This window comes from Tunturibacter psychrotolerans (genome assembly GCF_040359615.1).
In the GTDB taxonomy this organism is placed as follows: domain Bacteria; phylum Acidobacteriota; class Terriglobia; order Terriglobales; family Acidobacteriaceae; genus Edaphobacter; species Edaphobacter psychrotolerans.
Genome location: NZ_CP132942.1, coordinates 4,628,205 through 4,643,848 on the forward strand (window position 1 = coordinate 4,628,205; position 15,644 = coordinate 4,643,848).

The window sequence follows — 15,644 nt, forward strand, 5'->3', positions numbered from 1 at the left end:
TCAGCCGCGAGACGGTTCGCGCGTGGCGCGAATGCCCACTCATGCGATGACACTGCATGAATGGGGCACCCGTTCTAGTGAAATTTATGTGTGGGCCACCCGCCAATACGAATCGCAAATCAGCTAACGACGGTGGAGGATTTGAAGCGAATCGGGAAATCGATCGGCGAAAAGAAAACAAGGGCTCAAGCAACCGTGGAGCGAATGAGCAGAATACCGAAGGTTACGTGTATATGTGCGGAGGATGTACCGTTGGGCACAAGGATTGCCACGTTTAGTTATCGAAAGGCATTAGAATTTCCGATGTTTCAGAAGTCTTGGTTCGCAGCAGAGCGACTCTTACGCGAAGCTACCCGATGGGTGTTTATAGGGTATTCTTTGCCATCTGCTGACTTCGAGTTTAAGTACTTACTAAAACGAATGCAATTATGTAGGACTAATCAACCCGAAATTATTGTGATTAGCGGGGGCTACCCAGAGAGTTTGGATCGCACTCGCCAGAACTACCGTAGATTTTTTGGGAGTGATATTTCTAATTCGAATTTCATAGAAAATGGATTGCAAACTTTTACACCTTAGCTCGCTTGGGAATTCGTCAACAACAACGGGCGGACTCTTTCGAGTCCGCCCGTTGTTGTTGCTGTAGTTTAAGGTTTCACGCGAAGCGTCGAGAACGGTACGAAGTACCTACTCGGCGGCTAGTTCTTCTTGTTCGCCTTCCATGCGCATCTGCTCTAGCTCGCGCTCTTCGGCTTCGATGGCGGATGCCACTTCCTGCTGGACCTGGGCTGCCGCTTCCTCTAGCTCGGGTGAGAGCTGGACGTTGCGGTAGTACTCCATGCCGGTGCCGGCGGGGATGAGGCGGCCTACGATGACGTTTTCCTTGAGGCCACGGAGCGTGTCGATGGAGCCGTTGATGCTGGCTTCAGTGAGTACGCGGGTGGTCTCCTGGAAGCTGGCGGCCGAGATGAAGCTGTCGGTCGAGAGCGACGCCTTGGTGATGCCGAGCAGGAGCGAACGGCCGATGGCAGGCTTGCCGCCGGACATCAACACGCGCTGGTTCTCGGCGTTGAAGCGGAAGCGGTCGGTCTGCTGATCGACGAGGAAGCTGGTGTCACCGACTTCTTCGATCTTGACCCAGCGAAGCATCTGACGAACGATGGTTTCGATGTGCTTGTCGGAGATGGTAACGCCCTGGAGCCGGTAGACTTCCTGGATTTCGTTGACGAGGTACTGCTGCAATGCGCGCTCGCCGAGAACTTCCAGAATGTCGTGCGGGTTGCGAGGACCGTCGATGAGCGCATCACCGGCACGGAGGCGTTCGCCTTCCTGCACGTTGACGTACGTACCGCGGGGAACGCTGTACTCCTCTTCCTGACCGTTGTCCGCAGTGACGTAGACCTTGCGCTGACCCTTCGAGACTTCACCGAAGCGAACGACACCATCGATCTTGCTGATGATTGCCGGGTCGCGCGGCTTGCGAGCCTCGAAGAGTTCGACGACGCGTGGGAGACCGCCGGTGATGTCCTTGGTACGCGTTGTTTCGCGTGGGATCTTGGCAAGGATGTCGCCGGGGAAGATCTCGTCGCCGTCGGCCACCATGAGGTGAGCGCGTGAAGGCATGAGGTAACGCTTGTTGCCGTGAGCGGACTTGATGATGATCGCGGGCTGACGCTTCTCATCGGAGGAGTCGGCAACGACCAGGCGGCTGAGGCCGGTGACTTCGTCGACTTCTTCGTTGAGGGTGACGCCTTCCTGGAGGTCCTTGAACTGGACGGTTCCAGCGATCTCGGTGAGGAGCGAGAAGGTGTACGGATCCCACTCGCCGAGGCGATCGCCCTGCGCTACCTGCTGGCCCTCTTCGACCTTGAGCTTGGCACCGTAGACGACAGCGTAACGCTCCTTCTCGCGGCCCTTGTCATCGACGATGGCAAGAGAACCGTTGCGGTTGAAGGCAACCAGGCCGCCGTCCTTGGAGCGAACGGTGACGAGGTTGATAAAGCGTACGGTACCGACGTTCTTGGCTTCGAGGTGCGAAGCGTCGGATACGCGTGATGCCGTACCGCCGATGTGGAAGGTACGCATGGTGAGCTGAGTACCGGGCTCGCCGATGGACTGCGCCGCGATGACGCCGACGGCTTCGCCCATCTCAACCATCTTGCCGGAGCCGAGGTTACGGCCGTAGCAGAGGATGCAGACGCCACGCTTGGATTCGCAGGTGAGAACCGAGCGAATCTTGACGCGCTCGATACCCGCGGCCTGAATGGCGTTGGCGAGATCTTCGTCGATCTCCTGGTTGATGTCGACGATGGTCTTGCCCTCGAAGTCCTTGAGCTTCTCGAGCGAGACGCGGCCGATGATGCGGTCGCGCAGGGGCTCGATGGTCTCGCCGGCTTCGATGATGGGGGTGACGTAGATGCCTTCGACAGTGCCGCAGTCGTTGTGCGAGATGATGACATCCTGCGCAACGTCGACCAGACGGCGGGTGAGATAACCCGAGTCGGCGGTCTTGAGTGCGGTATCGGCGAGGCCCTTACGTGCGCCGTGCGTTGAGATGAAGTACTGCAGCACGGTGAGACCTTCGCGGAAGTTCGCCGTGATGGGGGTTTCGATGATTTCGCCGGAGGGCTTGGCCATCAAACCACGCATGCCGGAGAGCTGACGGATCTGCTGTTTGGATCCACGAGCACCGGAGTCGGCCATGATGTAAATCGGGTTCATGGCTCCTTCCTTGTCGGCACGCTTCATGTTGTTGAACATCTCATCGGCGACGCGCTCGGTAACTCCCGACCACATCTGGATGACCTTGTTGGAGCGCTCACCGTTGGTGATGGCTCCGTCGAGGTACTGCTGCTGCATGGCGAGAACCTGCTTTTCGGCATCGCCCACGACGGTGTACTTGGAGTCGGGGATGACCATGTCGTCGAGACCGACCGAAAGGCCGGAGCGCGTGGCATAGGTGAAGCCCAGATCCTTGACGCGGTCGAGAGTCTTGACGGTGACTTCGAGGCCGAGGTTCAGGTAGCAGTAGTTGATGAGCTGACCGATGCCCTTCTTCTTGAGCAGGCCGTTGACGTAAGGCATGCCCTCGGGAAGCGCATCGTTGAGGATGGCGCGGCCGACGGTCGTGTTGATGTACTGCTTGTTGAACTCGACCGGCTCGGTGTGGGTGAGGTCCTGATCGTCGTACGCGGTGGTCATGTCGAGGACAGGGCCGGTGTAGCGCAGACGGATCGGGGTGAGGGTCTCGACCTGCTTCGCTTCGAGAGCCATGAAGACCTCTTCGATGTTGGCGAAGACGCGGCCTTCACCCTTGGCGTTAACCTTCGCCTTGGTGAGGTAGTAGAGGCCGAGGACGAGGTCCTGCGTCGGAACGGTGATGGGCTGACCGCTGGCGGGCGAGAGGATGTTGTGCGAAGCGAGCATGAGTACGCTGGCTTCGATTTGGGCCTCAGGCGAGAGCGGGATGTGAACGGCCATCTGGTCGCCGTCGAAGTCCGCGTTGAAGGCGGTGCAGACGAGCGGATGGATCTTGATCGCCTTACCTTCAACGAGCACGGGCTCGAAGGCCTGGATGCCGAGACGGTGAAGCGTCGGGGCGCGGTTCAGAAGAACCGGGTGATCCTTGATGACCTCTTCGAGGATGTCCCAGACGATGGGTTCCTGCATTTCGACCATCTCTTTGGCCTGCTTGATGGTGGTGCAGTGACCGGTCTGCTCGAGGCGGTGATAGATGAAGGGCTTGAAGAGCTCGAGCGCCATCTTCTTGGGAAGACCGCACTGATGCAGCTTCAGCTCGGGACCGACGACGATGACCGAACGACCGGAGTAGTCGACGCGCTTACCGAGAAGGTTCTGACGGAAGCGACCCTGCTTGCCCTTGAGGGTGTCGGAGAGCGACTTCAGCGGACGGTTGTTCGCACCGCGGAGGACGCGGCCACGGCGGCCGTTGTCGAACAGAGCGTCGACGGCCTCCTGCAGCATGCGCTTCTCGTTGCGGACGATGACCTCAGGAGCGTGGAGGTCCATCAGCTTCTTGAGCCGGTTGTTACGGTTGATCACGCGGCGATACAGGTCGTTCAGGTCGGACGTGGCGAAACGGCCGCCGTCGAGCGGAACGAGAGGACGCAGCTCTGGCGGGATCACGGGGATCACGTCGAGGATCATCCACTGGGGCAGGTTGTCGGACTTGCGGAAGGCCTCGACGATCTTGAGGCGCTTGGAGTACTTGAGCTTCTTCTGCAGCGAGGTTTCGGACTTCATGCGCTCGCGCAGCTCGATGGAGAGCTCGTTGACTTCGACGCGCTTGAGGAGTTCCTTGATGGCCTCGGCGCCCATCATGGCCTTGAAGCCGGAGGGGCGGTACTGCTGATCGAGTTCGCGGAACTTGGTCTCGTCCTTGATAACTTCGCGCTCCTTGACGGGCGCGTCGCCTGGATCGACCACGACGTAGGACTCGAAGTAGAGAACAGCTTCGAGCTCACGCAGGCTGATGTCGAGCAGGTGGCCGATACGCGAGGGCAGGCCCTTGAAGAACCAGACGTGCGAGCAGGGGCTGGCGAGCTCGATGTGGCCGAGGCGTTCGCGGCGAACCTTCGAGAGGGTGACTTCGACGCCGCATTTGTCGCAGATGACGCCGCGGTGCTTCATGCGCTTGTACTTGCCGCAGAGGCACTCCCAGTCGGTGATGGGTCCGAAGATGCGTGCGCAGAATAGGCCGTCGCGCTCGGGCTTGAAGGTGCGGTAGTTGATGGTTTCTGGCTTGGTGACCTCGCCGTGCGACCAGCTGCGGATCTTCTCGGGGCTGGCGAGCTGGATCTTGATGGCGTCGAAGTCGGCGATGGGTCCGGTCAGTTCAAATGGGCTGGAGCGAAACATATTTGACGTCTCCGTATGCAGTGTCTGGCGTTTGTTGCGCCTTGCTGCTGGTTACTGCTGCTTTACTTCTGCTGGGCGGTGGGTGGTTAGGTCCACTGCCTGCTTCAATTTGTTGCTCTTCCCTTTTGGCCGGCCCTTCGTGAATGTTGAGCGTGAGCCTCATTCAGAAGGACCGTGCCTGGGGTGGAGCGGTATCGACTAATCTGCTGCGGCGATAGCTGGCAGCGGCTGCTTCTTCTGGTCGGCCTGTTTGATCAGTTCGACGTCGAGGCAGAGAGACTGCAGTTCGCGGATAAGAACGTTGAACGACTCGGGTACACCCGGCTCGATGGCAGCTTCGCCCTTGACGATGGCTTCGTAGATCTTGGTACGACCGAAGACGTCGTCGGACTTGGCGGTGAGCAGCTCCTGCAGGATGTAGGCGGCGCCGTAAGCTTCAAGGGCCCAGACTTCCATCTCACCGAAGCGCTGTCCGCCGAACTGTGCCTTACCACCCAGCGGCTGCTGAGTGATGAGCGAGTACGGTCCGATGGAACGAGCGTGGATCTTGTCATCGACAAGGTGCGACAGCTTGAGCATGTAGATGTAGCCGACGGTGGCGGGCTGCTCGAAAGGTTCTCCGACCATGCCATCGTAGAGCTGCGACTTGCCCGAGCTGGGAAGACCAGCGGACTTCAGAAGCGCCTTGATCTCGGTCTCGCGTGCACCGTCGAAGACTGCCGTGCCGAACCAGATACCGCGCTTCATGCCGGCGGCAACGCGCAGGGTCTGCTCGTCGTCGAGGTCAAGAAGCTGGTTCAGCGCAGCGGTACCGGCGAAGCGCGCCTTGAAGAGCTCGCGGACTTCGTTGGCCGACTGCATGGTTGCGGCGAGTTCGGCGACCTGCTTGCCAAGCTCGTGTGCAGCCCAGCCGAGGTGCGTCTCGAGGATCTGACCGACGTTCATACGCGAAGGCACGCCGAGCGGATTGAGGACGATCTCGACGGGAGTTCCATCGGGGAGGTACGGCATATCCTCTTCCGGCAGAATGCGTGCGATGACACCCTTGTTACCGTGGCGGCCGGCCATCTTGTCACCGACAGAGAGCTTGCGCTTCATCGCGATGTAGACCTTGACCATCTTGATGACGCCAGGCGAGAGTTCGTCGCCCTTCTGCATCTTGCCGATCTTCTCGTTGGTGATCTTGCGGAGAACATCGATCTGACGTGAGGTCATCTCCTCGATCTCATCGATCTGCTCGTTGACGCGGGGGTCCTTGTCGGCGTAGCGGATGCGCTTGAGGTTACGAGTGCTGATGAGCTCGATGGTGTCGCGGTCGAGGATATCGCCCTTGTTGAGCAACTTCTTGTTCGTGCGCTCGTCGTGCAGGTCTGCGAGAACTTCCTTCGTACCGAGGATGGCCTCGAGGCGCTTGAGACGCTCGTCGGTGAGAATACGAATCTCGTCGGCGAGGTTGCGCTCGAGCTTCTCGATCATCTCCTGCTCGATCTGCTTGGCGCGCTCGTCCTTCTCCTGACCCTTCCGGGAGAAGATGCGGACGTCGACGACGGTGCCTTCGATACCCGGAGGGCACGTGAGCGAAGCGTCGCGAACATCGCCGGCCTTTTCGCCGAAGATGGCGCGGAGGAGCTTCTCTTCCGGCGTCAGTTGCGTTTCACCCTTCGGCGTTACCTTGCCGACGAGGATGTCGTTGTGACCGATCTTCGCGCCGATGCGGATGATGCCCGAGTCATCGAGATCGCGCAATGCGTGCTCGCTGACGTTGGGAATATCGCGCGTGATCTCTTCCGGCCCAAGCTTTGTGTCGCGGGCTTCGATCTCGAACTCCTCGATGTGGATCGAGGTGTAGTAGTCCTCGCGGACCAGCTTCTCCGAGATGAGGATCGCGTCCTCAAAGTTGTAACCGCGCCACGGCATGAAGGCGACCAGAACGTTACGGCCGAGGCCGAGTTCGCCTTGCTCGGTGCAAGGACCGTCGGCGATGACCTGACCCTTGACGACGCGATCACCCTTACGAACGATCGGCTTCTGGTTGATGCAGGTGTTCTGGTTGGAGCGCTTGAACTTCGTGAGCTGATAGATGTCCGAACCAACCTCACGCGAGAGCTGCGTGGGGTGATGCTCGCCTTCTACGCGCACGATGATGCGCTCGGAGTCGACCGAGTCGATGATGCCGTTACGCTTGGCCAGGATGACGGCGCCGGAGTCGCGGGCGGTGACGCCTTCCATACCGGTACCGACGAACGGGGCTTCAGCGACGAGCAGAGGAACCGACTGCCGTTGCATGTTGGCGCCCATCAGCGCACGGTTGGCGTCGTCGTGCTCAAGGAACGGCACGAGCGAAGCGGCAACCGAGACGAGCTGCTTCGGCGAGACGTCAACGTAGTCCACTTCGGACTTGTTGACGAGGACGAAGTTACCCTGACGACGAGCGTCGACGACATCCTGCACGATGTTCAACTTCTCATCGAGCTCGATGTTCGCCTGCGCGATCGTGTGGCGGTCTTCTTCCCAAGCCGAGAGGTAGAAGCTGAACGGAGCAAGATCCATAGTGCGCTTGCCAGCCTTCTTCAGCTCTGCATTCTTGGCGCGGGCCTCTTCGATCTCGAGGTAGTCACCCTGACGCAGACCGGACTCGCCGGCGTTCGACACGGAGACGTAGTCGAGCGCACGGCCATCCTTCACGCGACGATACGGCGACTCGATGAAGCCGTACTCGTTGATGCGCGCAAAGCAGGAGAGCGACGAGATAAGACCGATGTTCGGGCCTTCCGGCGTCTCAATCGGGCAGATGCGGCCGTAGTGAGTGGGGTGCACGTCGCGGACTTCGAAGCCAGCGCGCTCACGCGACAGACCACCGGGCCCAAGGGCGGAGAGGCGACGCTTGTGCGTGATCTCCGACAGGGGGTTGGTCTGGTCCATGAACTGCGAGAGCTGCGAGGAGCCGAAGAACTCACGAATCGCGGCCATGACTGGCTTGGCGTTGATGAGGTCATGCGGCATCGCGGTCGACATCTCCTGATAGACCGACATCTTTTCCTTGATGGCGCGCTCCATACGGACGAGGCCGATACGGAACTGGTTCTCCATCAACTCACCGACAGCGCGAACGCGGCGGTTGCCAAGGTGATCGATGTCGTCGACGACGCCGATGTTCTTGCGCAGCTTGAGGAGGTAGCGAATGGTGCCGTAGAAATCCTCAGGCGTGAGCGTGCGGTTGTCGAGGCCGGAGGGATCCTGGTTCTCGTACAGCTTGATGTTGAACTTGAGACGGCCGACGCGCGAGAAGTCATACTTGCGCGGATCGAAGAACATGCCTTCGAAGAGTGCAGTCGCGGTGTCGAGCGTCGGTGGGTCGCCTGGACGCAGCTTGCGGTAGATCTCGATGAGAGCTTCCTCAGGCTTGCGAACGGAGTCGCGACGCAGAGTGTTGGTGATGATGTTGCCCACGTCGTCACGCTCGGGGAAGAAGACCTCGATGCTGGTGACGCCGGACTGGATGATCTTGTGCAGCTTGTCGGCGGTCAGCTCCTGGTTGGCTTCGTAGAGCAGTTCGCCGGTGGTGAGATCGACGACGTCAGAGGCAGTCATCGCACCGTCGAACTCGCTGGTCTCAACTTCGACCGACTCGATCTTGTGGCTGCGTAGACCCTTCACAGTGTGAGCGGAGATCTTGCGTGTGGCAGGAGCAATCTCTTCACCCTTGACGGTGATGGCATGGGCCGGACGAGTTCCCTGCAGGTTGCTGAGCTGGCCTTCAGGAACGACCTTCCAGTGCAGCTTGCCGTCGGCTACGTTGATGGTGTCGACGGTGTAGAAGGTCTTGAGGATCTCTTCATCGGTACGCAGGCCGAGCGCGCGCAGGAAGATGGTGCCGAGGAACTTGCGCTTGCGGTCGATACGGACGTAGAGGGTGTTCTTCTGGTCGTACTCGAACTCGACCCAGCTGCCGCGGTACGGAATGATCTTTCCGAGGAAGTAGGTGCGGTTGTTCGCAGTCTCGAAGAAGACACCGGGCGAGCGGTGGAGTTGCGACACGATAACGCGCTCGGTGCCGTTGACGATGAACGTGCCGTTCTGCGACATGAGCGGAATGTCGCCAAAGAAGACTTCTTGCTCCTTCATGTCGCGCAGGCTCTTGACGCCGGTCTCCGGGTCCTTGTCGTAGATCTTCAGACGGATGGTGACTTTGAGAGGGGCGGAGTAGGTCATGCCACGCTCTTCGCACTCTGCCTGGTCGTACTTCAGCTGCAGGCCGACAGGGTCGCCGCACTTGGTGCAGAAGTCAGGTGTGTTCTTGTTGTAGGTTCCGCAGAAGTTGCAAAGAACGTCGCCCGGATGAAAGGGGTCGGTGATAACCATGTGGCCGCAGTTGGTGCAGGCCGTGCGCAGGTGGTTGAGACCCTTGAGGTAGCCGCACTTGCACTCCCAGTTGCCGATCGAGAAGTCGACGAACTCAAGCTCGGAGACGTTGCGGAAGTCGGTGATGGGGAAGACGGAGGTGAAGACGGACTGGAGGCCGTTGTCTTCGCGCTCCTGCGGGAGCTTGTCCATCTGCAGGAAGCGCTCGTAGCTGCGGCGCTGAACTTCAATGAGGTTGGGAATCTGGATGGATGTGGGGATCTTGGAAAAATCAAGACGGCTTCGGATCGCGCGCATTTCGCTGTTGTTGGACTCGCCAGACATGCTCTCTCCTGAAAACTGACCGTCGAGGCCTCCCGAGTGCGTTTGCCGGCATCGTATTGCTGGCTTCACTCGTTAGGGGAGGGCTTCGGTCAGGCCCTCCGGGTTTGCTTCTGATCGCGCAGTGTCTAAGATCTTCGGGTCTTGCTGTCCTCGATGGCAGCGAGCCCCATGCGCAAAATGTTTTGCCGTAATGGTCCGCGGCACGGATAAAACTTGAAACTTTTACTACCTGCGAGCGTTCGAAGCTGCTATAAAGAACGCGTGCAGAATGCTGCTTGCCCCTTGAGCAACGGGGATGCCTGTAAACACGGCAAAGCGCTCGCAGGGACAGCATGCCCCATGAGCGCAAAGGTCGACTTGTGCACTGTTTCTATATAGGTGGTATTAATGCCTGCCGCCATTGAGGTTCGCCTACCCCAAAGTTGTGCCGCTCGCATGTTGCTTATTGCACTATGCGCATCCGCCGCTCGAAGCGTATAGTGGCCGGTTCCTTAGCCTGTGTGAAGACAGGATGATCCGGAGACAACGAAGTTTTGTACTGGATACCGCAGTCCGCCAAGGAGCACGCCGAGGCGGAACGAATTTTCTCTAACCTCAAGAATATCGCGTTCCGCCCTAACGTGCAAGCTAACTGTTAATTACTTGATTTCTACGGTTGCAACGCCTTCGAACTTCTTCGCGATGGCAGCTGCGTCATCCTTCGAAACGTTTTCCTTCAAAGGCTTCGGAGCGCCGTCAACCAAGTCCTTGGCTTCCTTCAGCCCAAGAGCGGTTACTTCGCGTACAGCCTTGATGGTGTTGATCTTATTCGCGCCGGCATCCTTCAGGATGACGGTGAATTCGGTCTTCTCTTCGGCCGGAGCTGCTGCCGCTGCACCGCCGCCGCCTGCTGCCGGGGCTGCAACTGCTGCTGCTGCCGAAACGCCGAGACGCTCTTCGAGCTTCTTGACCAGAGCCGAAGCCTCGAGGAGGCTGAGGCTAACGATTGAATCTTCCAACTGCTGGATGTCTGCCATTTTATTTCTCCAATTAGAACTGAACTTTGTGGTGCTTATTGCTCTACCAAAGCCTGAATGCGCTTTGGCTGCCTATGCCTTCCAGGGTTTCCGTTGCGCCCAGACCAGCGCCCCCGGGAAGACCAGGCGAAACTTGGTTTATCCTTCGACCGGGTCCGTGGTCGCGGCTTCCCCACCCTGCGATGCGGTGGAGTTTTCAGGCTGCTCAGTGGCCGCAGCTTCAACAGCGTGAGCCTCGGCGACGAGTTGACCTTCTGCTGCCGGAGCCTCAGCAACGGGAGCCTCGGCAACCGCAGCTTCTGCCTTCGCTTCGACTACTGCAGCTGCCGGAGCGGCTGCGCCAGCGAACTTGCCCTTCTCGACGCCCTGATTGATGACAACCGCGAGATCGCGGCCGGTGGCGTTGATGACAGTAGCCAGACGCTGCGCAGGGGATTGGATGAGGAAGAGAAGCTTCGAGAAGAGCTCTTCCTTGCCCGGCATGGTGGCGAGATCGCCGATTTCGCGGACGTCGATCACCTTGCCGTCAACGATGCCCAGCTTGAAAGTAAACTCGGCGTTGTCCTTGACCCAGGTCGAAAGGGCCTTGGCAAGGGCAACAGGGTCACCCGAGGTGTAGGCAACAGCCGACACGCCCTTGAGCCCCTGAAGTGCCGACTCGATCTTGGTGCCTTCGCTGGCGCGTGCAGCCAGCTTGTTCTTGACAACGTGATAGTTTCCACCAGCAGCGCGAACGGTCTTGCGCAGCTCGAAGTCCTTCGCGGCGGTGAGGCCCTTGAAGGTGCCGATGATAGCGGAGGTCGAGTGCTCGAGCTCGGTCGCGAGCTGCTTCACCTTCTCCGTTTTTGATGCTCTGGACAATGCCATGACTGAATCCTCTTCGTTTTCGCTTCCCCGCTCCTCGCTTCCGCGGCCAGAGGGGTTGATGCTGGCTAAAAATTAGGCCTTGCCGGCTGCCTCTGCAGCGGCGTAGTCGAGCTGAATACCAGGGCCCATGCTCGAGCTCAACGTGACACCCTTGATGTATTTGCCCTTGGCTGCAGACGGCTTGGCTTTCACAACGCTCGTGATGACAGTCATCGCGTTATCAACCAGCTTCTGCGGATCGAACGAAAGCTTGCCAACAGGAACGTGAACCAGCGCAGTCTTGTCGGTGCGGAACTCGATCTTACCGGCCTTGATCTCCTTGACCGCAGCGGCAACGTCGGTAGTGACCGTACCCGTCTTCGGATTGGGCATCAGACCCTTGGGGCCAAGCACCTTGCCGAGACGTCCGACCGAACGCATCATGTCGGGGGTCGCGATCAGAGCATCGAAGGCGGTCCAGCCTTCTTTCTGAATTTTCTCGACCAACTCTTCGCCACCAAAGAACTCGGCGCCAGCGGCCTCTGCTTCCTTGATGCGATCGCCGGAGGTGATAACGGCAACGATCTTGGACTTGCCGAGACCGTGCGGGAGCACCACAGTGCCACGAACCATCTGGTCCGCGTGGCGGGGATCAACGCCGAGACGCATGGTCAGGTCGACGGTCTCGTCGAACTTCGCATACTTTGCTTTTTGCAGGAGCGGAACTGCGTCCGCTAACAGATAAGGACGGGGCTCTACGAGCGCACGCGCCTTCACTAGATTCTTAGAGAGCTTCCTTGCCATTTTTCCTCGTCTCCCACCCCTCTGAAGCTGTTCTCTTCGGGCGTGGTTCTCGACTGGCCTCAATTTGACATTGAGACACTCTTATAAGTATGCCGTGAATTCAACGAAACGTCAACAACAATAGGCCTGATTGAGAGGAGAGATGAAGAATTGTCCCACCTAGGCCCAGATTCTCGCCAAATCCAGGGTAAAGCCATCAACAACTCCGCTACCCTGAATCGAACCCGGTCGCTGAAAGGTTTCGAGTGCAGCACCGGGACGATAGATGCCAACAATTTCTCGCTCGGCATCGATCAGCCACGCCAGCTTCGCGCCACTCGCAATCCATCTTGTCATCTTCGCTTCCAGAGCCGATAACTCGTCAGATTGCGAACGCAGTTCAATCAGGAAGTCAGGGCATATTGGCGAAAAGCGATTTTGATCGACGCGGCTAAGTGCGTTCCACCTGGAGGCTTCTACCCACGACGCATCGGGACTACGCATAGAGCCGTCGGGCAGAGTGAAGCCCGTGCTCGAATCGAAGACATAGCCGCGTCCGTCTTTCTGGGCCCATGTGTCGAGTGCGCTGATTATGGCCGCGTTTCTTCTCCCAGTGCGGTTTCCTGCGGGCGACATGACAAGAATCTCCCCATCCACCTCGCGTTCTACACGCGCAATGTCGTTCGCAGCACAGAAGCGCATCAGGTCTTCATCGCTCATCGGGGTTTCGGGCCGGAAGCGAAACGGCGGTCGCTTTCCCGCCAGGGCGGAGTTCATACGGGGAAGTCTACTAAATTGGCCCTTGACGGATTAGAAATGCGCGCCTACTCTCGACATCATAAGGCGAACAAATGGCGAAATCAAATGACGCTCCACTCTTCCCGATTCTTCCTCAAATGCCAGTCGGAATCGCTCGCATGGCCGCCGCAGCAGAGCACGCCGATGACGGTCACCTGATTGAATTCAAGACGCTTGAGGTACGCAGCATTCTGAACAGATCGGTCTCGAAGAGGCAGTTGTCGCTGGCTTACAGCATCAATCCTTACCGGGGATGCGAGTTCGGGTGCAAGTACTGCTACGCGCGGTATACCCATGAGTTCATCGCGCCGAAGACCCTTGGGGAATCGATGCCGGGTGGGATAGCCCCCGCGGCAGACTTCCGTGATCCGCTCACCTTCGAGAGAATGATCTTCCTAAAGCAAAACGCGGCGTGGCTGCTTGAGCAGGAGTTGAAAAAGATCGATCAGCGAGATGAAGTCGCTTTGGGCACCGCGACCGATCCCTACCAGCCGATCGAGCGGCGGGCGAGGATCACGCGCAGCCTCTTGGAAGTGTTTGCGCGGAAGGATGGATACCGGCTCGGGATCGTGACGAAATCGCGCCTGATTGAACGAGATATTGATCTGCTGGTCGAGATCGCACGCAGGAACACCTTGGTAGTGCATGTGACGATTACGACACCCGATGCGAAACTCGCGCGCTTGCTGGAGCCTCGAGCGCCTCGGCCGGACCTACGCTTTCAGGCTGTGAAGCGGCTGCGAGAGGCGGGAATCGTTGCAGGGGTATTTGGATCGCCGCTGCTGCCGGGGATTACAGATACCGAAGAAGCGCTGGACAGCCTGGCTCGCCGAGCCGCCGCGGTGGGTGCGAGTTTCTTCGCAGCGCATCCGCTCTTCCTCAAGCCGTGTTCACGTCCTACTTACCTGAGCTTCGTTCGTGAGCACTTCCCCACCCTGCAGACTGACTACGCGAAACGTTTCGCGACGGCTGACTTTGCCGGAAAAGAGTATCGCGAGCGGCTGGCAAAGATGGTCGATGGTGCGTGCCGGCGCCACGGTCTGGGAAAGCGTTCGAGCGATGCCCTGCTGACTCGGAACGAAGAAGGCGGAGGCAAAAGGCCGGCGCAGAATGTGGCAACCGTTGTCAGACAGCAGAGATTGTTTGCCTAGAGTTCAGAAGAGGTGAGGGATGCGAACGTGGTGGAGGATCCGGCCTGCAAGGACGATAAGACAAAGTCACAGGCGACGTAGGGCGCGACTCTCAAATCTGAAGAGAAGGTTTGATGTCGCTCCATACTGCCAACCTTTGACTCGAAGACCTCCGAGACGATGCCGCCCCTGGCCCCCGGTCTGAAAAAATAGAAAGCGAAGTTAAGGACGAAAAAGGACGCCTGGATGCCATGGCCGACAGACAGAGTCGGTAATGGTTCCTTTGCGTCCTCGCCCGTGAAAACGGAGGCTAGTTGATACCGCGAGCTTAGGCTACGACTTCGATGCCCATCGAGCGGGCGGTGCCACGGATGGTCTTCGCTGCAGCCTCGACCGTAGTTGCGTTCATGTCCGGCATCTTCTGCGTCGCGATGGCGAGAATCTGCTTCTCGGTCACTTTGCCCTTCTTCTCCTTGTTCGGAGTGCCCGAGCCCTTTTCGATGCCGGCAGCCTTGAGCAGCAGCACCGGAGCCGGAGGCGTCTTGGTGATGAAGCTGAACGTGCGGTCCGCGTAGACGCTGATGACGACGGGGATGGTGAGTCCGGCCATGTCAGGAGCCTTGGTGCGCTCGTTGAACTGCTTGCAGAACTCCATGATGTTGACCTGAGCCTGGCCGAGCGCGGGGCCGACCGGAGGTGCAGGGGTGGCCTTGCCGGCCAGGATCTGAAGCTTGACGTATCCAGTGATCTTCTTCGGTGCCATTCGGGTAAATCCTCTTTACTCTTCCAGCGGCGGGCGTCGATGTGTCGAAACGCCTGCTGCTTAATGTTATTTCAAAACTCTCGAACTACTCGTCGACGATCTTGTCGACCTTGGAAAACTCGATCTCGACCGGGGTAGAACGACCGAAGATGCTGACCATGACCTTGAGGGTCTGCTTGTCCTCGTTGATGTCGTCGACTGCGCCGGTGAAGTTGGCGAAAGGACCCTCGTTGATGCGGACCTGCTCGCCCTTGTCGAACTTGACCTTCATGGTTGGCTTGTTGCCTGCGGTCTCGGTGCGGAAGAGGATGGAGCTGACTTCCTGCTCAGACAGCGCAACCGGGTTGTCGCCGGTTCCCAAAAAGCCTGTGACGCGCGGGGTGTTCTTGATGACGTGCCACAAATCGTTGTCGAGATCCATCTCGACTAGAACGTAGCCAGGCAAAAAGACCCGCTCAATGGTGTACTTCTTGCCGTTTCGCAGCTCGGTGACCGGTTCGGTCGGGATCATGATGCGACCGATGCGGTTCTGCAGGCCAAAGGCAGTGATGCGGCTCTCAAGCGACTCGCGCACCTTGCGCTCGAAGCCCGAGTAAGCGTGGATGATGTACCACTTGAAGTTCTCATTGACCGGGGGAGCGAGCTGCTCAGTGGAATCTCCCTGAGGATTTTGCTCTACCGGATTTTGCTCTTCTGCCGCCATCGTTATGCCTTCTTCACGCATCGTGTACTTCTCTCTACCGC

At 58.7% G+C, this 15,644-nt stretch carries 9 protein-coding genes; 1 reads left to right on the forward strand and 8 read right to left on the reverse strand.

Annotation, left to right across the window (positions count from 1 at the left end):
* Positions 1-687: 687 nt before the first annotated feature.
* From rpoC to RBB77_RS19490, 6 genes are all read right to left on the reverse strand, one after another.
* Positions 688-4,878: a DNA-directed RNA polymerase subunit beta' gene (rpoC, locus tag RBB77_RS19465; protein ID WP_353063389.1), complete on the reverse strand. Its 4,191-nt coding sequence runs from the start codon at positions 4,876-4,878 to the stop codon at positions 688-690.
* A gap of 198 nt (positions 4,879-5,076) precedes the next feature.
* Complete coding sequence (gene rpoB / locus RBB77_RS19470; RefSeq protein ID WP_353063390.1) at positions 5,077-9,564, reverse strand: DNA-directed RNA polymerase subunit beta; 4,488 nt, start codon at positions 9,562-9,564, stop codon at positions 5,077-5,079.
* Between the two features lie 638 nt (positions 9,565-10,202).
* Positions 10,203-10,580 (reverse strand): 50S ribosomal protein L7/L12, encoded by a 378-nt coding sequence (gene rplL, locus RBB77_RS19475; protein WP_353063391.1) that lies wholly within the window; start codon positions 10,578-10,580, stop codon positions 10,203-10,205.
* A gap of 138 nt (positions 10,581-10,718) precedes the next feature.
* A complete protein-coding gene (rplJ, locus tag RBB77_RS19480; protein WP_353063392.1) occupies positions 10,719-11,447 on the reverse strand; it encodes a 50S ribosomal protein L10 in 729 nt (242 codons plus the stop codon).
* 72 nt (positions 11,448-11,519) lie between these two features.
* On the reverse strand, positions 11,520-12,230 hold the full coding sequence (rplA, locus tag RBB77_RS19485) for a 50S ribosomal protein L1 (protein ID WP_353063393.1): 711 nt from the start codon (positions 12,228-12,230) through the stop codon (positions 11,520-11,522).
* Positions 12,231-12,389: 159 nt separating this feature from the next.
* Positions 12,390-12,986 (reverse strand): Uma2 family endonuclease, encoded by a 597-nt coding sequence (locus RBB77_RS19490; RefSeq protein ID WP_353063394.1) that lies wholly within the window; start codon positions 12,984-12,986, stop codon positions 12,390-12,392.
* A gap of 74 nt (positions 12,987-13,060) precedes the next feature.
* Here RBB77_RS19490 and RBB77_RS19495 point away from each other — a divergent pair, with 74 nt between their 5' ends.
* On the forward strand, positions 13,061-14,158 hold the full coding sequence (locus tag RBB77_RS19495; RefSeq protein ID WP_353063395.1) for an SPL family radical SAM protein: 1,098 nt from the start codon (positions 13,061-13,063) through the stop codon (positions 14,156-14,158).
* Positions 14,159-14,465: 307 nt separating this feature from the next.
* On the opposite strand, the gene rplK is transcribed toward RBB77_RS19495, so the two are convergent.
* Positions 14,466-14,900, reverse strand: coding sequence for a 50S ribosomal protein L11 (rplK, locus tag RBB77_RS19500; protein ID WP_353063396.1), 435 nt, complete (start codon positions 14,898-14,900; stop codon positions 14,466-14,468).
* 85 nt (positions 14,901-14,985) lie between these two features.
* The gene (nusG, locus tag RBB77_RS19505; RefSeq protein WP_353063397.1) at positions 14,986-15,624 is read right to left on the reverse strand and encodes a transcription termination/antitermination protein NusG; all 639 of its coding nucleotides are present in this window, start codon (positions 15,622-15,624) and stop codon (positions 14,986-14,988) included.
* Positions 15,625-15,644 lie beyond the last annotated feature (20 nt).